The organism is Mycobacterium sp. NTMscope_MAC_12 (assembly GCF_976985675.1).
This window is the reverse complement of sequence record NZ_CDRJYY010000001.1, coordinates 2,184,898-2,203,185: the sequence shown is the minus strand read 5'-3', so window position 1 is coordinate 2,203,185 and position 18,288 is coordinate 2,184,898. Positions and strand designations below refer to the sequence as shown.

17 protein-coding genes and 2 pseudogenes are annotated in these 18,288 nt (G+C 66.4%); 12 read left to right on the top strand and 7 right to left on the bottom strand.

The window, feature by feature from the left end:
* The first annotated feature begins 12 nt into the window (after window positions 1-12).
* From cmtR to AC0KS4_RS10080, 3 genes are all read left to right on the top strand, one after another.
* Window positions 13-369, top strand: a complete 357-nt coding sequence (cmtR, locus tag AC0KS4_RS10090; protein WP_007170255.1) for a Cd(II)/Pb(II)-sensing metalloregulatory transcriptional regulator CmtR — start codon at window positions 13-15, stop codon at window positions 367-369.
* 81 nt (window positions 370-450) lie between these two features.
* Window positions 451-747 carry a DUF1490 family protein gene (locus AC0KS4_RS10085; protein WP_033718759.1) on the top strand — a complete coding sequence of 99 codons (297 nt, stop codon included), beginning with the start codon at window positions 451-453 and terminating at the stop codon, window positions 745-747.
* 64 nt (window positions 748-811) lie between these two features.
* Window positions 812-3,100 carry a heavy metal translocating P-type ATPase gene (locus tag AC0KS4_RS10080; RefSeq protein WP_033718775.1) on the top strand — a complete coding sequence of 763 codons (2,289 nt, stop codon included), beginning with the start codon at window positions 812-814 and terminating at the stop codon, window positions 3,098-3,100.
* A gap of 53 nt (window positions 3,101-3,153) precedes the next feature.
* Here AC0KS4_RS10080 and AC0KS4_RS10075 read toward each other — a convergent pair whose 3' ends face one another.
* Window positions 3,154-3,540: an ArsR/SmtB family transcription factor gene (locus AC0KS4_RS10075; RefSeq protein WP_007170252.1), complete on the bottom strand. Its 387-nt coding sequence runs from the start codon at window positions 3,538-3,540 to the stop codon at window positions 3,154-3,156.
* A gap of 88 nt (window positions 3,541-3,628) precedes the next feature.
* On the opposite strand from AC0KS4_RS10075, the gene arsM reads away from it, so the two are divergent.
* Together arsM and arsB are read left to right on the top strand one after the other, a co-directional pair.
* The gene (gene arsM, locus AC0KS4_RS10070; protein WP_007170251.1) at window positions 3,629-4,429 is read left to right on the top strand and encodes an arsenite methyltransferase; all 801 of its coding nucleotides are present in this window, start codon (window positions 3,629-3,631) and stop codon (window positions 4,427-4,429) included.
* 101 nt (window positions 4,430-4,530) lie between these two features.
* Window positions 4,531-6,038: pseudogene (gene arsB, locus AC0KS4_RS10065) on the top strand (ACR3 family arsenite efflux transporter).
* 242 nt (window positions 6,039-6,280) lie between these two features.
* Here arsB and AC0KS4_RS10060 read toward each other — a convergent pair.
* The 3 genes from AC0KS4_RS10060 to AC0KS4_RS10050 form a co-directional block, all read right to left on the bottom strand.
* Window positions 6,281-6,613 (bottom strand): YnfA family protein, encoded by a 333-nt coding sequence (locus tag AC0KS4_RS10060; protein WP_007170248.1) that lies wholly within the window; start codon window positions 6,611-6,613, stop codon window positions 6,281-6,283.
* A gap of 440 nt (window positions 6,614-7,053) precedes the next feature.
* Entirely contained in the window at window positions 7,054-7,824 is a 771-nt protein-coding gene (locus AC0KS4_RS10055) for a DUF2182 domain-containing protein (protein WP_007170247.1), read from the bottom strand.
* 3 nt (window positions 7,825-7,827) lie between these two features.
* Window positions 7,828-8,259, bottom strand: coding sequence for a heavy metal-responsive transcriptional regulator (locus AC0KS4_RS10050; RefSeq protein ID WP_007170246.1), 432 nt, complete (start codon window positions 8,257-8,259; stop codon window positions 7,828-7,830).
* A 121-nt stretch (window positions 8,260-8,380) separates the two neighbouring features.
* Between AC0KS4_RS10050 and AC0KS4_RS10045 the strand changes: the two genes are divergently transcribed.
* The 5 genes from AC0KS4_RS10045 to AC0KS4_RS10025 all read left to right on the top strand — a co-directional run bounded on the left by AC0KS4_RS10045 (window position 8,381) and on the right by AC0KS4_RS10025 (window position 13,181).
* Complete coding sequence (locus tag AC0KS4_RS10045; protein ID WP_033718771.1) at window positions 8,381-8,677, top strand: DUF1490 family protein; 297 nt, start codon at window positions 8,381-8,383, stop codon at window positions 8,675-8,677.
* 55 nt (window positions 8,678-8,732) lie between these two features.
* Window positions 8,733-11,102, top strand: a complete 2,370-nt coding sequence (locus AC0KS4_RS10040; protein WP_089150873.1) for a copper-translocating P-type ATPase — start codon at window positions 8,733-8,735, stop codon at window positions 11,100-11,102.
* Between the two features lie 11 nt (window positions 11,103-11,113).
* Entirely contained in the window at window positions 11,114-11,452 is a 339-nt protein-coding gene (locus AC0KS4_RS10035) for a transposase (RefSeq protein ID WP_033718757.1), read from the top strand.
* A gap of 331 nt (window positions 11,453-11,783) precedes the next feature.
* Window positions 11,784-12,860 (top strand): IS110 family RNA-guided transposase, encoded by a 1,077-nt coding sequence (locus tag AC0KS4_RS10030; RefSeq protein WP_238955752.1) that lies wholly within the window; start codon window positions 11,784-11,786, stop codon window positions 12,858-12,860.
* Window positions 12,861-12,917: 57 nt separating this feature from the next.
* Window positions 12,918-13,181 (top strand): hypothetical protein, encoded by a 264-nt coding sequence (locus AC0KS4_RS10025; protein WP_007172605.1) that lies wholly within the window; start codon window positions 12,918-12,920, stop codon window positions 13,179-13,181.
* On the opposite strand, the pseudogene AC0KS4_RS10020 reads toward AC0KS4_RS10025, so the two are convergent.
* The 3 genes and pseudogenes from AC0KS4_RS10020 to AC0KS4_RS10010 form a co-directional block, all read right to left on the bottom strand.
* Window positions 13,178-13,339 (bottom strand): annotated as a pseudogene (locus AC0KS4_RS10020) (YnfA family protein); the annotation flags it as partial. The gene AC0KS4_RS10025 and the pseudogene AC0KS4_RS10020 overlap by 4 nt on opposite strands.
* Before the next feature lie 1,014 nt (window positions 13,340-14,353).
* Entirely contained in the window at window positions 14,354-15,181 is an 828-nt protein-coding gene (locus AC0KS4_RS10015; protein WP_238957997.1) for an acyl-CoA thioesterase, read from the bottom strand.
* Between the two features lie 26 nt (window positions 15,182-15,207).
* Window positions 15,208-16,215, bottom strand: coding sequence for a CobW family GTP-binding protein (locus AC0KS4_RS10010; RefSeq protein WP_238958051.1), 1,008 nt, complete (start codon window positions 16,213-16,215; stop codon window positions 15,208-15,210).
* A gap of 322 nt (window positions 16,216-16,537) precedes the next feature.
* Here AC0KS4_RS10010 and AC0KS4_RS10005 point away from each other — a divergent pair, with 322 nt between their 5' ends.
* Window positions 16,538-17,464, top strand: a complete 927-nt coding sequence (locus tag AC0KS4_RS10005; protein WP_238957996.1) for an alpha/beta hydrolase — start codon at window positions 16,538-16,540, stop codon at window positions 17,462-17,464.
* A gap of 179 nt (window positions 17,465-17,643) precedes the next feature.
* The gene (locus AC0KS4_RS10000; protein WP_225326769.1) at window positions 17,644-18,252 is read left to right on the top strand and encodes a TetR family transcriptional regulator; all 609 of its coding nucleotides are present in this window, start codon (window positions 17,644-17,646) and stop codon (window positions 18,250-18,252) included.
* Window positions 18,253-18,288: the final 36 nt, after the last annotated feature.

The following is an 18,288-nucleotide window of genomic DNA, read 5'->3' as shown; positions in this document are numbered from 1 at the left end:
ACTGTTTGGTGCATGCTGACGTGTGAGACGCGGGAATCGGCGCTGGCTCGGCTGGGCCGAGCGCTGGCGGATCCGACGCGGTGTCGGATTCTGGTGGCACTGCTCGATGGGGTGTGCTACCCGGGCCAGTTGGCTGCGCAGCTGGGGTTGACACGGTCGAATGTGTCCAATCATTTGTCGTGTTTGCGGGGCTGCGGGCTGGTCATCGCGACCTATGAGGGCCGGCAGGTTCGCTACGCGCTGGCCGACCCTCACCTCGCCCGTGCTCTGGGCGAGCTGGTCCAGGTTGTTTTGGCGGTGGATACCGACCAGCCCTGTGTCGGCGAGGACGCCGCATCGGGCGCAGCCGAGGCCACCGTTGGTCGATGACCATCAGTGGCAGCGATCCGGTGACCTTGAAGATCGCGGTCGCTCAATCGTAGTGAGTTGGCAGAACAGAAGGGATAAGCAGTGGCTATACATGGGTTCGTGGCCAAAGCAGCCGGGACAGTGTTCACCGGGCTGGTCGGGGTGAGCGCCTACGAGGTGCTGCGCAAGGCGGTGGGCACGGCGCCGGTTCACCGGGCAGCGGTGACCGTGACGGAGTGGGGACTGCGCGGAACTCGGAGCGCAGAGGTAGCAGCGGAGTCGGCCCGGCTGAAAGTCGCCGACGTGGTCGCCGAAGCCCGCGGACGCATCGGCGACGATGCCCCTCGGCCGCCCGCCGCCAAGGCTGACGATGACGACTGCTGCCAAGTGATGGGTTAGCCGTTTTCACGGGGAAAGGTCGATTGTGCCTACTGCTGAGGTTTCCTCCGATCACGGGGCCGCGCTGGTTGTCGTGTCTGCGGGTGCGCGACGAATACGGGTGCGTGCTAACTGGTTTCGGTTCGACGCGGTGCGGGCTGTCGCGATCGAGGACTCGGTCGCCACGGTGGCTGGTGTGGATGCGGTCCGCGCGTATCCGCGCACGGCTTCCGTGGTGGTCTGGTATTCACCCGAGCGCTGCGACACCGCTGCCATTTTGTCGGCGATCGCCGCCGCCGAGCACATCCCTGCCGAGTCGGTGCCCGCCCGGGCGCCGCACTCGGTCGAGGGAGGCAACCCCGGTGTGGTGCAGAGAATCCTCGACTGGAGCGAGCGGACGCTATCCGGCGAGCAAGCTGACAGGGTTTCACAACGACCAGTGCAACGAAGCGATGGCTGCTGCGACCACGACGACAGCCACCCTGAGTCGGAGCGGCTGTGGGGCGTTGTCAAGCTGCGGCGGGCCGCGTTCTCCGGGGTGGTGCTGACAGCCTCACTGGTGACGGCGTGGCTGACTCCATTCGGGCCGGTGGCGTTGGGATTGAAAGTCGTGGCGCTCGCGGTGGGCGCTTCGACGTTCGTGCCCTCAACCGTTAGGCGACTGACCGAGGGCCGTGTCGGTGTCGGCACGTTGATGACGATCGCCGCGCTCGGCGCTGTTGGACTCGGTCAGGTCGGCGAGGCCGCGATGCTGGCGTTTTTGTTCTCCATCAGCGAGGGTTTGGAGGAATACGCGGTGGCCCGTACCCGCCGCGGCCTGCGTGCTCTGCTGGCGCTGGTGCCGGATCAGGCCACGGTCTTGCGCGCAGGTGTCGAAACCGTGGTGGCCGCAGCCGAACTGCGCGTCGGTGATCAGATGATTGTCAAACCCGGGGAACGCCTGGCCACCGACGGCATCATTGTTGCCGGGCGCACCGCCCTGGACGTCTCGGCGATTACCGGCGAATCGGTGCCGGTAGAGGCCGGACCCGGTGATGAGGTGTTCGCCGGGTCGATCAACGGGTCCGGAGTGCTGCAGGTGGAGGTCACCGCGACCGTTGAGGACAACTCGTTGGCGCGAATCGTGCAGATCGTGGAAGCCGAACAGGCCCGCAAGGGCGCCAGCCAGCGCCTGGCCGATCGGATCGCGCAGCCGTTGGTGCCGGGCATCATGATCGCCGGGGCGCTGATCGCCGGGACGGGCAGCATCTTCGGTAACCCGCTGGTGTGGATCGAACGCGCTCTGGTGGTGCTCGTCGCCGCGTCCCCGTGCGCGCTCGCCATCGCCGTGCCGGTGACCGTCGTGGCGGCAGTCGGTGCCGCCTCGAAGATCGGGGTACTGATCAAGGGCGGTGCCGCGCTGGAAGCCCTGGGCACCATCAGTGGGATCGCGCTGGACAAAACCGGAACTTTGACCGCCAACCGGCCCACCGTCATCGACATCGCCACCACCAACGACGCCACCCGCGAAGAGGTGCTGGCGGTCGCGGCCGCGCTGGAAACCCGCAGTGAACACCCGCTGGCCGCGGCCGTCCTGGCCGCTACCCAAGCGCCGGTGGCCGCCGCGAGTGACGTGCACGCCGTTGCCGGAGCTGGGCTGACCGGCCACCTCGACGGGCAAGCCATCCGGCTGGGCCGGCCCGGCTGGATCGACCCCGCCGACCTCGCCGATCACGTAGCGCACATGCAACAAGCCGGGGCCACAGCGGTGCTCGTAGAACGCGATGACCGGCTGCTCGGTGCCATCGCCGTGCGCGACGAACTACGCCCAGAAGCTCCCGAGGTCATCACCGCGCTACGTGCCGGCGGCTACCAGGTGACGATGCTCACCGGCGACAATCACGCCACCGCGGCGGCGCTCGCCGCCCAAGCCGGCATCGAGCACGTCTATGCCGAACTGCGCCCCGAGGACAAGGCTCACCTGATCGCAGAACTGGGCGCTCACCGGCCCACCGCGATGGTCGGCGACGGCGTCAACGATGCTCCGGCCCTGGCCGCCGCCGACCTGGGAATCGCGATGGGCGCCATGGGAACCGATGTCGCGATCGAAACCGCCGACGTCGCCCTGATGGGCCAAGACCTGCGGCACCTGCCCCACGCACTAGCACATGCTCGACGCTCCCGGCAGATCATGGTGCAAAACGTCGGACTCTCCCTGGGCATCATCACCGTGCTCATGCCGCTGGCGATGTTCGGAACCCTCGGCCTGGCCACGGTCGTACTGGTGCACGAGCTTGCCGAAGTCGTCGTCATCGCCAACGGCGTACGCGCCGGACGCATAACGCCTCTTGCGGGGCCAGCACGAGACACCCGGCGGCAGGACAACTCAAGGTAGCGGCGGCCGTCACTGAATCCGAGGCATCGCAGGTCAGGCCCTCAAGCGCTGCCTCAGCCACAACGACAACGGACAACAAACACCCCGCCGAGCGCATCCAGGGCCGCGGGCACCAGCCGGTAGTACGCCCACTTGCCGCGCTGGGTTCGGTCGAGCAGGCCGGCCTCGACCAGGATCTTGAGGTGATGCGACACCGTCGGCTGGGATAGCCCCACAGTAGCGGTCAGGTCGCATACACACGCCTCGGCGCCCTCATGGCCCGCGATCATTGACACAAGCCGTAGCCGGGTCGGTTCGGCCAGCGCCTTGAGCACGCCGGCCAGCCGCTCGGCGGCGGCCGCGTCGAGTACGCCGTCGGTGATCGGGCTGCAGCACGCCGCAACGTCAGCGACCAGCAACGAGTCATCGCGTTCGGTCGGGGAGGCGATCGCGGCGGGCATGGCCCCAGTATGACACACGCATTGACAGTCATCGATGTTTCCCGCACACTGCTCACATAGATGTCTGTCGATGGAAAGAGTAGGTGCGATGACCGCCGAACACAATGAGCTGCGTGATCAGGTCCGGGCCAGCTACGGCGCCGCCGCCACCGCGATCAGCGGGGGCGCTACCAACAGCGATGTGCTGACCGCCGCGAGCTGCTGCGGGTCCAGCGACTCAGCCGATATCGGGACCATCTTCGGCGCCGGTCTCTACGGCGACGACGAGCACTCCGAGATTCCCGCTGAAGCGGTTGCGGCCAGCCTGGGTTGCGGTAACCCGACCGCGGTCGCTGACTTGCACCCCGGAGAGCGGGTGCTTGACCTGGGTTCTGGCGGCGGGATCGACGTTTTGTTGTCGGCGCGCCGGGTCGGCCCGGACGGGTTTGCTTACGGCGTCGACATGACCGACGAGATGCTGGCCTTGGCGAGGCGGAACGCCGAAGAATTCCGAGCCAAGGCCGGTGTCACCAACGTCGAGTTCCGCAAGGGCACCATCGAAGACATCCCGCTGCCCGATGCCGCCGTCGATGTGGTGATCTCCAACTGCGTGATCAACCTGTCCGCCGACAAACCGGCCGTGATCGCCGAGATGTTCCGGGTGCTGGTCCCCGGCGGGCGGATCGGGATCTCCGACGTCGTCGCCGAAGACCACCTCAGTTCGGCCGAGCGCGCCGAACGCGGCTCCTACGTCGGCTGCATCGCCGGAGCGCTGTCCCGCCAGGAGTACCTCGACGGACTGGCCGCGGCCGGGTTCACCGATGCCACGGTCACGTTCACCCACCAGGTGGCCGAAGGGATGCACGGCGCGATCATCCACGCCACCAAACCCGCCGCATCGTCTGATTGAGACAGCCGCAGCGAACGACCGCGCCACCGCGCCCCGACCCACCTCACGTTGACAGCTGCCAGTGAAGCGGTACGCCGCTCGCGCCACGGGAGAGAAACCTCATGAGTGACACCGCCATATCGACTGCTGCACCCGCAGTGGCCGCCAAGCTGTCCACCCTGGACCGGCTCTTGCCGGTATGGATCGGGGTAGCGATGGCCGCCGGCCTGCTGCTGGGGCGGCTGGTGCCCGGCCTGGGCGCGGGCCTAAGTGCCATTGAGGTCGACGGAGTCTCGCTGCCCATCGCCCTTGGGCTGTTGGTGATGATGTATCCGGTGCTGGCCAAAGTCCGCTACGACCAGCTCGGCGAGGTCACCGCCGACCGCAAACTGCTGGCGTCCTCGCTGGTGTTGAACTGGCTGATCGGGCCGGCGGTGATGTTTGCCCTGGCGTGGCTGCTACTTCCCGATCTGCCCGAATACCGCACCGGGTTGATCATCGTCGGGCTGGCCCGCTGCATCGCCATGGTCATCATCTGGAACGACCTGGCCTGCGGGGACCGCGAGGCCGCCGCAGTGCTGGTCGCGTTGAACTCGATCTTTCAGGTTCTCATGTTCGCCGCGCTGGGCTGGTTTTACCTGTCGGTGCTGCCGGGCTGGCTGGGCCTGTCCCAGACCGGGATCGAGGTCTCCCCGTGGCAGATCGCCAAATCGGTGTTGATCTTCCTCGGCGTCCCACTGTTGGCCGGGTACCTGTCCCGCCGCCTAGGCGAACGCGCCAAAGGCCGCACCTGGTACGAGTCGCAATTCCTGCCCCGCATCGGCCCCTGGGCACTCTATGGACTGCTGTTCACCATCGTCATCCTGTTTGCCCTTCAAGGTGATCAGATCACCTCCCGGCCTTTCGATGTCGCCCGCATCGCGGTGCCGCTGCTGGCCTACTTCGCGATCATGTGGGCCGGCGGCTACCTGCTCGGCGCCCTCCTCAACGTCGGGTACGAGCGCACCACCACGTTGGCGTTCACCGCTGCCGGCAATAACTTCGAACTCGCGATTGCCGTCGCGATCGCCACCTACGGCGCCACCTCCGGGCAGGCCCTGGCCGGGGTCGTGGGCCCGCTCATCGAAGTACCGGTGCTGGTCGGACTCGTCTACGTGTCCCTGGCGCTGCGTACCCGCCTCTTCGGACCCGAGTCCCAATCACGCAGTGCCCGCTGATGGCCGACAAACCCAGCGTCCTGTTCGTCTGCGTGCACAACGCCGGTCGCTCCCAGATGGCGGCCGCACTGCTGATCCACCAGTCCGGTGGCCGCATCGAGGTCCGTTCCGCGGGCACCGAACCCGCCGACCAAGTCAACCCGGCGGCCGTTGCCGCGATGGCCGAACTGGGCATCGACATCACAGCCAACAGCCCCGCGGTGCTCACCGCCGACACGGTGCAAGCCAGCGACGTCGTGATCACCATGGGCTGCGGAGACACCTGCCCATACTTCCCGGGAGTCACCTACCGGGACTGGAAACTGCCCGACCCCGCCGGCCAAGCCCTTGAGGTCGTCCGCTCCATCCGCGACGACATCGCCAACCGCGTCCAGACCCTGATCGCCGAACTGCTACCTGGCACCACTACATAACCCAAACCCACAGTCACCGAAACCTGTTGCGCCACTGAGATCCCCCCGGGTTATCCAACGCGGCAACGGCCCATGAAATGCTGGTCGACTGTCTGGCCGTACCCGGGATCGATACGGCGATCGCTGAGCGTGCCGGCCCGTCTCCGTCACCGTCGATACTGATCGGCGGGGCCGAGGTGATGCGTCCCGATCCGCCCCCGATGGGTCGGTTTGGGCCTGCCCGGCCGCCACGTGATGCTGAGCTAGTGGCCGCGAGGGGCGTACATGATCACGGCAACGCCTACCAGGCAGGCCAGGGCGCCGATCACATCCCAACGGTCGGGTCGGAACCCGTCGAGGGCCATGCCCCACGCCAGCGAGCCGGCGACGAATACGCCGCCGTAGGCGGCCAAGATCCGGCCGAAATGGGCATCGGGCTGCAGGGTGGCGACGAACCCGTACATTCCTAGCGCGATGACGCCGAGTCCCGCCCAGAGCCAACCACGTTGCTCGCGGACGCCTTGCCAGACAAGCCAGGCACCGCCGATTTCGGCGACCGCAGCCAGGACGAATAACAGGATTGAACGCGCCACCATGATTGCTGATCTTAGGAGACCGTGCCGGGGCATCGGGGCGTCCCCGGCTTCCGGACGCGGCAGCCCCACAACCCGATCGTCGACCCGTGCGCGTACCCGTGACAGACACCTGCCCCGCACACCATACTCAGAGAGCCAACCCACGGGAACCGACGTGAACACGGCAATGCGTTGGCGTTCAAATCGAATGCCGCACTGCCGGTTCAGTCAGTTCTTCGAGAACTGGGCACTCGGCACTGGACCCGCTCACGCAGGCAGCACCGGCATCCTCGATCAACCCCGCAATACTGTGCTCAAGCGCACGGATCTGAGGCGCCGCAGGTCAAACGGCCAGCAGCGCCTCAGATCAAACGACAGCGGACAGCCAGATCAAAATGTCGCCGCTAAAGCGCAGGGGCGGGTGCGTGGTTGTGTCGTCGTCGTCATGACTTAACTCCTCGCTAGACAAGGTTGATGACCAACGCGGGGTGCACCAGCAGCACAACGCCAAGGATTACGAGCACCGCCCCCGTGACGCGCGTGAGCCAATCGCCGAAGGAGGCGACTCGCTCCAGCCAGATCACCACCGAGAGCGCCAGCATCCACGCCAATTGCATGGTGCCGAAGGCGATCATGACTACGAACAGCATCCAGCAGCTGCCCAGACAAAAGACGCCGTAGCGCCCACCGGCACGAAGCGCCCGGGCCGGGCTGTCGTGGTACTTGCCGCACGGCGGGGAAACCGACAATGGCCAGTAGCAGTGCCGCAGGCACGCTGCTTTCAGCGGCGTGAGCTGATAGATCCCGGCGGCCAGCGCTATGGCGCCGGCCAGGCGGCCGACCCACGGTGATCCGTGTGCCAGTGGCCCGTTGAGGTGGCTCCACGCCCAGAAGGCGGGGATCCCGGTGGCGCTCCACAGGGCCAGGTATCCGGCGACGAAGACGATCGCTGGAGCGGCGCTGCCGGTGGCGGCGCGGGCGTAGGCGCGAACGACGGGCAGGACCGCAGGAAGCATCATCGCGGCCATCATGGCCACCCACGCGATGAGGAAACCGGCGAACGACATCATTGGCGCGGTCTCCATGGGCATTCCTGGCTCGGTGTCCATAGACATGGCGTCGCCGGTCATGCTGACCACTGACCACCACCAGCCCACCCCCGCCACACCCAGCAGGGCGGCCGGCAACCACGCATCAGTCCATGACCACTCACGCATTTCGGTGCTGTTCATGGTCTAGTGGCCGGGACCGACGGTGGCGTCGGCATCCAGGTCGCTTTCCAGAATCCAGCACACCGTGGACTGGTCATGTTCGGTGGGCGCGGCGTGCGCCGCGTGGTCGAGAAGGGTCTGCAGGTGGCCTTCGAGGGCGACCAGTTCGGCGATCTGCGCGCGGACTTGGTCCAGACGGGTGTGCAGGACCTGTTGCACGTGCCCGCACGGCACCTCACCGCGGTCGTGGATCGCCAGGATTTGGCGCACCTTCTGCAAGGTCAGCCCGGCGGCTTGGCCCCGATGGATGAACCGCAGCCGATCCACGACCTCGGGCCCGTAGTCGCGGTACCCCGACGCCGTGCGTGCCGGTGGCGGGAGCAGCCCCGCGTTCTCGTAGAAGCGAATGGTTTTCGCGCTGGTATTGCTGAGTTTCGCTAGTTCGCCGATCTGCATGGAACCCATCCTTGACCTTCCACTGTACTGGAAGGTCAAGGATGGGTTCGTGTCGCTCCGCAGCGACCGTGGCCGACTGGTCACCGTTTGGCGGTGCAACGACGGGAAGGGAGTGCTTGGTATGGCGTGGCATGGGTTCTTGATGAAGGCGGCGCCCACGGTGGTAACCGGGGTGGTGGGGGTTGCGGCGTATGAGGCAGTGCGCACGGCCGTGGCGAAGGTTCCGTTGCGCACGGCAACCGTTGCTGTGACCGCGTGGGGCATCCGGGCCGCCCGCGAAGCGCAGCGCACGGCCGAAACGAACACGGAACAGATCCGATTGACGGTCGCCGACGTGGTTGCCGAGGCACGAGAGCGCGCCGGAGAGGACACCGAACCGGCGATCGTGACGAGCCCGGGCGACGGCCATGACGACTGAGGTCCTGCCGGCCGCCGACGCCACGGCGACGGTCGTATCGGACGCGTCCGGGCGGATGCGGCTGCGCATCACCGGATTTCATGTCGATGCGGTCCGGGCCGTCGCGATCGAGGAGACTCTGGCCACGGTGCCCGGTGTGCAGGCGGTGACGGCCTATCCGCGCACGGCATCGGTGGTGATCCAGTATTCGCCGCAGCGCTGCGACACCGCGGCGGTGCTGTCGGCGATCGGCGTAGCCGAGCACATCCCTGCAGAGTTGGTGCCCACCCGTGCCCCGCATTCCGGCGATGCGCGCACCCCCGGGGTGGTGCGCAAGGCCATCGGTGGACTCCGCCGATTACTGGGCGCCCGGCCCGATAGCGACGCGCCGCGCGACACCGAGGGTAGTGGCGGCTGCGGGCAGGGACAGGGCGGTGCGTGCGGCACGGCGTCCTCGGGTGAACTGAACAGGCGTGAGCAGCGGAACTGGTTGCGGCGGTTGTGGCTGGCCATGCCGTTGGCGCTGCTGGCGTCGGTGTCGACGATGGTGTTCGGCGCCTATCCGTGGGCGGGGTGGTTGGCGTTCGCGGCGACGGTACCGGTGCAATTCGTCGCCGGGTGGCCGTTCCTGCGCGGCGCGGTGCAGCAGGCGCGGGCGGGAAGCGCCAACATGGACACGCTGATCACACTGGGCACATTGACCGCATTCGGCTACTCCACGTATGAGTTGTTCGCCGGTGGCGCACTGTTCTTCGAGACGGCGGCGCTGATCATTGCGTTCGTGGTGCTGGGTCGCTATTTCGAGGCCAGATCCACGAGCAAGGCGTCGGAGGCGATCGGCAAGCTTTTGGAGATGGGCGCCAAGGAAGCCTGCCTGCTCGTCGGCGGGCAAGAAATTCTCGTGCCGGTTGATCAGGTACAAGTCGGAGACCTGGTACGGGTACGGCCTGGGGAGAAGATCCCGGTCGACGGCGAGATCACCGACGGGCGCGCCGTCGTCGATGAGTCAATGCTGACCGGCGAGTCCGTCCCGGTCGAAAAATCGGTGGGCGACCGTGTTGCCGGTGCGACGGTCAACATCGACGGGCTGCTGACCGTGCGCGCCACCGCCGTCGGCGCCGATACCGCGCTGGCGCAGATTGTGCGCCTGGTCGAGCAGGCACAGGGCGGCAAGGCGCCGGTACAGCGACTGGCTGACCGGGTCTCGGCGGTGTTCGTCCCGGCCGTCGTCGGGGTTGCCGCGGTGACGTTTGCCGGGTGGACGCTGATCGCCGCCAACCCGGTCGCCGGTATGACCGCCGCGGTGGCGGTGCTGATCATCGCGTGCCCGTGTGCGCTGGGCCTGGCCACTCCCACGGCGATCACGGTCGGCACCGGCCGCGGCGCGGAGCTGGGGATCCTGGTCAAAGGCGGCGAGGTGATGGAAGCGTCGAAGAAGATCGACACCGTGGTGTTCGACAAAACCGGCACGCTGACCCGCGCCCAGATGCGGGTCACCGATGTGATTGCCGGCAAGCGGCGCCAGCCCAATCTGGTGCTGCAGATCGCCGCCGCGGTCGAGTCGGGCTCCGAGCACCCCATCGGCGCGGCGATCGTCGCGGCCGCGCGCGAGCTGGGGTTGCAGATTCCGGCCGCCACGGCGTTCGCCAGCCTCGCCGGCCACGGGGTGCAGGCCCAGATCGACGGCCGCACCGTGCTGGTCGGACGTCGCACACTTGTCGACGACCACGAGCTGCTGCTGCCTGAGCACCTTGCGGCGGCGGCCGCCGAACTCGAAGAGCAGGGCCGCACCGCGGTGTTCGTCGGCCGCGACGACCACGTTGTGGGCGTGCTCGCCGTCGCTGACACGGTCAAGGACGACGCCGCCGACGTGGTCGCTCAACTGCACGCCATGGGCTTGCAGGTCGCCATGATCACCGGCGACAACGCGCGCACCGCCGCCGCGATCGCCACACAGGTCGGCATCGATCACGTCCTGGCTGAGGTGCTGCCGCAGGACAAGGTCACCGAGATCGAGCGGCTACAAGACCAGGGGCGGGTGGTCGCGATGGTGGGCGACGGCGTCAACGACGCCCCCGCGCTGGTGCAGGCCGATCTGGGCATTGCGATCGGCACCGGCACCGACGTGGCCATCGAGGCCTCCGACATCACGCTGATGTCCGGCCGGCTCGACGGTGTTGTGGAGGCGATCGCGCTCTCGCGGCAGACGCTGCGCACGATCCACCAGAACCTTGGCTGGGCCTTCGGCTACAACACCGCCGCGATCCCCCTAGCCGCACTCGGTCTGCTCAACCCGATCATCGCGGGAGCGGCGATGGGGCTCTCCTCGGTCAGCGTGGTCACCAACTCGCTGCGGCTACGCCGCTTCGGCCGCCACACCCGACAAGGATCGCCCCAGACCGCCCACATGGTGGACATCCCAGATAGCGCGACGTGGGATTCGTGAAGCCAGTAGGTATGCCACAACATCGGCGCTCATTCACCCCGCAGTATCGAGTCACGGCCGCGCACATGGTGATCGACGGGCAGCGGCGAGTCGCTGAGGTAGCCCGCCAGCTAAACGTGGACACGAGCCTGCTGCATACATGGGTGCGCGATGAGCGGTGGCTGATGTCCCAGGCCCGCAGCGGTGACGGCCAGCGGCCAGATGTCGCTGGCGAACAGCCGCTTTCGGTCCAGGAGCGAGCGGATTTGGTCCGGCTAGGGCAGACCGCAGCCGAGCAGGCGCAAGAAATGGCCGGCATAGACGCGTCTCGGCACACTTTGCGACCGCAGCAGCGGCGAGCCGCGGCTTGAACTCGCCGCAAGGGAGTGCGCCTGCCACGGCGTACCCGAAATCGCCGAGCTACCGGGCGCGTCGAACTCCGGCTGCAACTGTCACCGGGTCGCGAAAATTGACAGTGATCATTGTTTCGGAGCTTGGTGGCGGGCCTGGCCCGAAAATTGACCGGCGCCGGATGGCTGCCTTTGAGTGGGATCTGCCGGTCCGTCACTGAGCCCATGCACCCGTTGAGGGCGTGCTTGGTGACCTTATAGGAGCTTGTCGTAGCAACGGGGCCCATCACTGTCTTGTCCCATCGGCCCGCGCTCAGGGTGCTGTCCGTATCAGTACCACTGAAGGAGGCCAATGCCTGCCGCATCGACCGCTGTCTTTGTCGGGGTCGACACCCACGCCGATACGCACCACGTTGCTGTCATCGACCAACTCGGACGCCACCTCGGCGACCGAGAATTCCCCGCCGATCCGGACGGCTACCGCAGCCTCCTGGACTGGATCTCCTCGATCGGATCGGTCGCCGGTGTGGGAGTGGAAGGCACCGGAACCTACGGAGCCCAACTGGGCCGGGTGTTGACGGCAGCGGGCCTGGCGGTGCTCGAGGTCAACCGGCCCGACCGTGCGACCCGGCGCGCCAATGGCAAGTCTGATCCCGTTGATGCCTACGCAGCAGCCCAAGCGGTAGCCTCCGGGCGAGCCGACAGCGTTCCGAAATCACGAGACGGCATCGTGGAGTCCATCCGTTGTCTTCGCGTGGCTCGGCGATCGGCAGTCAAGGCAAAGACTCAGTGCATCAACCAGATTCGCGGACTGCTGATCACCGGCCCGATGGACTTGCGTGAGCACATGAAACCGTTGGGAACCGTTGCATTGATCCAGGCGCTGTCGCGTCTGCGCCCCGGAACAGACCTCTCGGCGCCAGCGGCAGCGATCAGACTTACGCTTCGATCCCTGGCTCGCCGCCACCTGGCGCTCAATGACGAGATCAAAGAGCTCGACATCGTCTTGGATGAGCTGACCACCACTGCTGCTCCAGGTCTGCTGGCCAAGACTGGCGTCGGCACCGAGGTCGCCGGACAACTGTTGGTCAGTGCCGGCGACAACCCCGAACGGCTTCGTTCCGAGGCCTCCTTCGCCCATCTCGCCGGTGTTGCTCCTATCCCGGCATCCTCGGGACGCACGAACCGCCACCGGCTCAACCGGGGTGGCGACCGGGCAGCGAACAAAGCACTTCACACCGTCGCTGTCGTGCGGCTGAAATATGACGAACGCACCCGCGCCTATGCTCGCCGGCGAACCGCCGAAGGACTGTCAAAGAAGGACATCATGCGCTGCCTCAAACGGGCCATCGCCCGCGAGATCTACCAGGAACTCACGCGCCCAACACGATTCACACCCACACCCGAAGACCCAGCGGTCAGCCCTTGACAATCTATAGGAGCATCCCACCTGAGATGCTAATGACGGGTGTTGGGAGACCGTGGGATGCGGATTGAGATTCTGAGCAGCCCGGGCTGTCCGAACGCGGCAACGGCCCATGAAATGCTGGTCGACTGTTTGGCCGTGGTCGGGATCAACACGGCGATCGTTGAGCGGGTCGGACCCTTTCCGTCACCGTCGATACTGATTGACGGCACCGATGTGATGCGTCCCGATCGGCCGCCGACGGGTGACGTCTGTCGGTTGGATCTGCCCAGCCGTGACGTCATACTGACCGCGCTGCGACGGGCGATTGCGGCCGAAAGCTAGTGGCCGCGAGGAGCGTACATGTTCACGGCAACGCCGGCCAGGAAAACCAGGGGCGCCAAGCACGTCCCAGCGGCCGGGTCGGAACCCCTCGAGGGCCATACCCCACGCCAGCGAGCCGCCGACGAACACGCCTCCCCGTAGGCGGCCAGGATCCGGCCTATTTACCTCAGATCAGATGACAAACCACCCGCAACAGGATCGCCATTTGATCTGAGGCACCGCAGGTCAGACGCCCGCACCTGCCTCAGATAGAACGACAACGGACAACCGCGGGCCAGATTCCCGTCCTTGTCGCTACATCGACGCACACGTCTGATCACGCGAACGGTTGGCCGGCGCGCACCTCCCAAGTCCACGCCGGCTGCCACATCTAGAACACTGCCGCGCTCGGCAAAACTACTTGCCGCAGCGGCGACGCGCTACTCCGGCGGCGGCGCCACCGGTTGGCACGCATTGGCTCCCGGATTCCACCAGTTGCCGGCACCGCAATCAGGCGGCGCCACCGGCTGGCACGAATTGGCCCCAGGATTCCACCAGTTGCCAGGGCCGCAATCCGGGGGCGGCGGCGCCACCGGCTGACACGCATTGGCTCCCGGATTCCACCAGTTACCGGCACCGCAATCCGGGGGTTGGGCGGAGGCCACGCCGGGCGATACCGCTGCCACGTACGCCATGGGTCCTAATGCCACCGCCACGGCGCACACGACGCGACGAACGAACACACTCATCGAGCCCTCCCATCGCAAGCGTCCAGACTTTAGCTGGGCGTGAGTTTAAACCGACTACCCATTCCGGCGGCCCGGCAATCACTACGCCGAATTTGTCCGCGCCGGCCGAGTCGCCCCCGCTCGGCGAGTGGCCACCCGACCCGCCCAATTCGTCACCGTGACGTTTGCGTAAGGCGGTAATGGCACCGTGGCGCGCCAGGCTTCGACTCCTTCGTCAAGCGCAGCGACCGTTGCGAGATTTCCGATGGCGACGGGATAGTGGAACGACATGACGCGGAAGGGGCACCGAGTCGCGCTGCGGACCGAACCCGACCGCCATATCCCCTTCCCCACTTCCGGGGCTCCTATGGCCTAATTACGTCACTGTGACGAATTTCCTTGCAGCGCAGCCCTATTGAGATGGCAACGGCGTCACGTTGAAAGGCGAACCATCAATTTGCGGTCTCAGGCTGCGTACGGCGGGAAGTACATCTCTTGTTTCACCGTGCACACCAGCTCGCCTGTACGGTTGAACATCGTCCCACTCGCCAGCGCCAGCGAACCGGCGCTACTCGGCGACGAGCGGTCGTAGAGAAGCCAATCCGACAACGCCGCCGGAGCGTGGAACCACACCGAATGGTCACGCTGAGCCGATGCCCCGACACCACCGCGTGCCGCGTATGCCGGTTCGGTCAACGTCACCGCCGACAGGTAGGCCACCAGGCTGGCGGTCAGGACTGGATCGTCGGGAACTTGCCCGTCGGGTCGCCACCACATCGACGCGCGTGCGGGTGGAGCGACCTCGGTGTCGATGATCCGGCGTTCGAACCAGCGCAGGCTGGCCCAGCGCCCTTGGGTGCCTTCGTCGGACTCCGCTAAATGCGGGGTAACCCACGGCAGGGACTCTGGGCTCGGAGCCGCTGGCATGGGCGGCTGGTAAACGACGTGCGCGGGCGCGGAATCGGCGACTTTGAACGACGACATCGCTTCCATCAGAATCTTGCCATCTTGGCGTGCGGTGACCCGCCGCGCCGAAAACGTCCGGCCCTCTTGCAGGTCGACAACTTCGAAATCAACCGGCCGACGCGAGTCGCCCGGCCGCAGGAAGTACGTGTGGACGCTGTGCGGCGCTCGACCCGGCGCGGTGTGGCTTGCCGCCAACAACGCCTGAGCCGAGATATGCCCACCGAGAATATGATTGGCGGGCGCGGGAAGCTGCTGCCCGACGAAGAGCCACTGGTCGACTCGGCCGAGCTCCAAGGTGGCGAGCACGTCGCCCAGCGAAGAAGACATCAAGCCGTATCTTGCCGCATCATCGCTCACCCGCTGAACCGCCGGTACCGTTGAAGACGCCGCAATGCCGGCGCCGGCGCCGACCCCGACGCCGGCTGCAGCGCGTTGTCGAGGCGCGCGCGTACGGCGGGGATGTCGAGATGCATCCCGATCGCCACCAGGCAGTTGGCCATGGACCCCGGCGGTGCTTTTGCGATGTGTATTGCGCTACCCACCAGGTTGACGACATATTCGCGGACGGTCGTCCTGTTCCGCACCGCCACAATGCCTTTCATCCTGAAAACCTGCGGCGGCGGCTGTTCGAGAAGATCGAGCAGGGCATCAGGGTCGACGCAACCATCGCTGCTGACGGTGACGGCATCCGCGTGGACGTGGTCATGCTCGTGCTCGGACACCAAGTCCAGAAACGAGAGCTGCCCAGCCTGTCCGGACATGCCAGACGCGTCGAAGAGAAGCGCTGGGTCTATCCGGCCGCCGCTGGTGCCGACCACGTGGATGCGCGGATTACGTTGCGCCGCCCGCTGTATGACACGTTGCACCACGGCCGATCGCTCATTCTCGGGAACCTGATCAAGCTTGTTGACCACAATCAGCGACGCCGCGCCATACCGCACCGGCGGTAGCGTGCCGCAGTCGACGGTGTCGAAGTGATTCACGGCATCGACCACGTCGACAAGCGCGCCTGCGCGGACCCCGCGTATCTCACTGAAGCCAATGATCCGCGCGATCGCCACGGGGTCGGCCAGACCGCTGGCCTCGACCACTATGGCATCGAGGCGCCGAGCCGGGTCGGCGAGCTTGATCAGTGCCTCATCCAGCCCACCTCCATCGGGCAGGCAACAGATGCATCCGCCGGCGATCGAGGCCGGCTCGTCGACCTGGCCGGCCACCAGAGAAGCGTCGATGTTGATATCGCCGAAATCATTGACCACCACGCCGATTCGTGTGCCGGGATGGCGTAGCAAGTGGTTGAGCAGAGTCGTCTTGCCAGCCCCGAGGTGACCGGTGAGCGCGATGACGGGTATCGCAGCCAATGCCCTACCTTCCGCACCGACATCCGGACGTCCGATGCTAACCGGCGCTACATCACGGTACGCGGACGCGGTCACCGGCACCGCGATTGACGAGCTCCGCGCACTGGGCGGCAAGGTTTGGTCACGTCGCGCGTTCACTCACCGGCGGCGACGACCGGACGCGCTGAAACGAACTGTGCCGCTTGGCTAATGCGTCGGCTGCCCAGTGCGACGCGTGACCAATGCGCGGACGCTCAGCCGGTTCAATTTTCCCACGCATGGACATTACCTCCGTCCTGTATGGTCAGCATGTCTGCCGGCGCAAGGGAACAGAGGGCATTCGATGGCAAACAGGCTCCCCGACAACGCCTTCACGTCGCCCCACGTCTTGGATCCCGGTCTTCGCAAAGTGGCTCGATTCCTGCCCCGGGGTTACGCCTTGCACCGCGGTCTGAAGCTGCAGCGCGCCATCATGAACCTGATGGGCAACGCCGGCCGCATCCGCACCGTGCCGGTGGCCGCGGTCAATGAGCACGTCAGCGTGCGTCTGCACCGTCCGGCCGGCCTTGCCGACCACGCACCGGCGTTGCTGTGGATCCACGGCGGCGGCACCATCATGGGCCACGCTGCCCAGGACGACAAGTATCTGCGCCAACTGTCTGAGCTCACCAGCGTCGCGATCGCGGCGGTCGAACACCGGCTAGCCCCCGAACACCCCTACCCGATACCGGTCGAGGACTGTTATGCGGCCCTGCTCTGGCTGGCGCGCCAGCCATGGGTGGACCCGGATCGAGTCGCCGTCGGCGGGGCCAGCGCCGGCGGGCATTTCGCCGCCGCGGTGGCGCAGCGGGCGCACGACCGCCAGGACGTCAAAGTCGCTTTCCAAATGCTGGTGTATCCGATGCTCGACGATCGCACCGGCGCCCGGCGTGATGGCCCCAGGCGGATCATGTGGACCGAATCCGATAACCAATTGGCCTGGCAGTGGTACCTCAACGGGGCCGACCCCGAAGAAGCGGCACCGGCGCGCCGGAAGGATTTGTCGGGCTTGCCGCCCGCCTGGATCGGCGTGGGAACGCTGGACCTCTTCTATTCCGAGAGCCTCGAGTACGCGCGGCGGTTGCGTGAAGCGGGCGTGCCGGTGCAGGAGGAGATCGTTCCGGGGGCGTTTCACGCCTTCGACCAGATCGCCGACAAGGCGGCGATCTCGGCGAAGTTCTTCGAGAGTCAATGCGACTACTTGCGGGGCGCCCTCGCCCCCAGCGGATGACCCGCCCGAACCCGGCTCTTGTACCGCCGCGGCTGGTCCAATGATGTTGCGCCAGAACGACGATGGCGCGATGTGCCGAAAGCCCGGAACGTAGTTGCTTCCGCCGTCAGGTGTGCCCTCCGACCGTCAAGATGGCACCTTTTGACTGCAAACTGTGCACAACGTGCAACTATATGGGTATGGCCAATCCCCTAGGGCTGCGCGAGCGCCGTCGCCGCCAGACGAGCGCCGACATCCGCGACGCCGCCGTGCGCCTCACGCTGGAACGGGGATTCGACAAGGTCACGGTCGACGAAATCTGCGCCGAAGCCGGAGTGTCGACCCGCACGTTCTTCAATTACTTCCCCAACAAGGAGTCCGCGCTCGCCTACGGCCCCTCAGACATCCCCGCCGAGCTGGCCGAGGATTTCGTCGCCGCCGGACCCGCCCCCTACTCGGTCGTCCTAGCAGAGCTGATCACCCTGGCGGCACACCACCTGCGCGACGTGCCACCTCGGCGCGAACACGCGGCTCACATGCTCGAACTCGCCAAGACTTCGCCCGCCGTTCTGGCGGCATTCCTCGCCGATCTGGAACGATTCCAGAACCAGTTGACCGACATCATCGTCCGCCGCCAGGCGATGCAACCCGATGACGAGATGGCCGCGCTGATTTCCGCGCTGGCGCTGACGGCGGTGCGGTCGGGCCTCGAGCGGTGGGCAAGCGGCGAGGCGAGTGAAAAAGCCGACACGCCGATGCCCTATGTTGAACGTGCCGCCGCGCTGGTGAACAGCATCTTCACGAAGTGATTTGAAACACCAGCAGCAAATGTTGCATACACTGCA

Coding starts and splice junctions, on each gene's coding strand:
- AC0KS4_RS10035 (WP_033718757.1), top strand. CDS start 11,114: ATGCCACAACATCGGCGCTCATTCACCCCGCAGTATCGAGTCACGGCC.
- AC0KS4_RS10055 (WP_007170247.1), bottom strand. CDS start 7,824: ATGAACAGCACCGAAATGCGTGAGTGGTCATGGACTGATGCGTGGTTG.
- AC0KS4_RS10015 (WP_238957997.1), bottom strand. CDS start 15,181: ATGTCTTCTTCGCTGGGCGACGTGCTCGCCACCTTGGAGCTCGGCCGA.
- AC0KS4_RS10005 (WP_238957996.1), top strand. CDS start 16,538: ATGGCAAACAGGCTCCCCGACAACGCCTTCACGTCGCCCCACGTCTTG.
- AC0KS4_RS10045 (WP_033718771.1), top strand. CDS start 8,381: ATGGCGTGGCATGGGTTCTTGATGAAGGCGGCGCCCACGGTGGTAACC.
- AC0KS4_RS10025 (WP_007172605.1), top strand. CDS start 12,918: ATGCGGATTGAGATTCTGAGCAGCCCGGGCTGTCCGAACGCGGCAACG.
- AC0KS4_RS10050 (WP_007170246.1), bottom strand. CDS start 8,259: ATGCAGATCGGCGAACTAGCGAAACTCAGCAATACCAGCGCGAAAACC.
- arsM (WP_007170251.1), top strand. CDS start 3,629: ATGACCGCCGAACACAATGAGCTGCGTGATCAGGTCCGGGCCAGCTAC.
- AC0KS4_RS10075 (WP_007170252.1), bottom strand. CDS start 3,540: ATGCCCGCCGCGATCGCCTCCCCGACCGAACGCGATGACTCGTTGCTG.
- AC0KS4_RS10030 (WP_238955752.1), top strand. CDS start 11,784: ATGCCTGCCGCATCGACCGCTGTCTTTGTCGGGGTCGACACCCACGCC.
- cmtR (WP_007170255.1), top strand. CDS start 13: ATGCTGACGTGTGAGACGCGGGAATCGGCGCTGGCTCGGCTGGGCCGA.
- AC0KS4_RS10060 (WP_007170248.1), bottom strand. CDS start 6,613: ATGGTGGCGCGTTCAATCCTGTTATTCGTCCTGGCTGCGGTCGCCGAA.
- AC0KS4_RS10040 (WP_089150873.1), top strand. CDS start 8,733: ATGCGGCTGCGCATCACCGGATTTCATGTCGATGCGGTCCGGGCCGTC.
- AC0KS4_RS10000 (WP_225326769.1), top strand. CDS start 17,644: ATGGCCAATCCCCTAGGGCTGCGCGAGCGCCGTCGCCGCCAGACGAGC.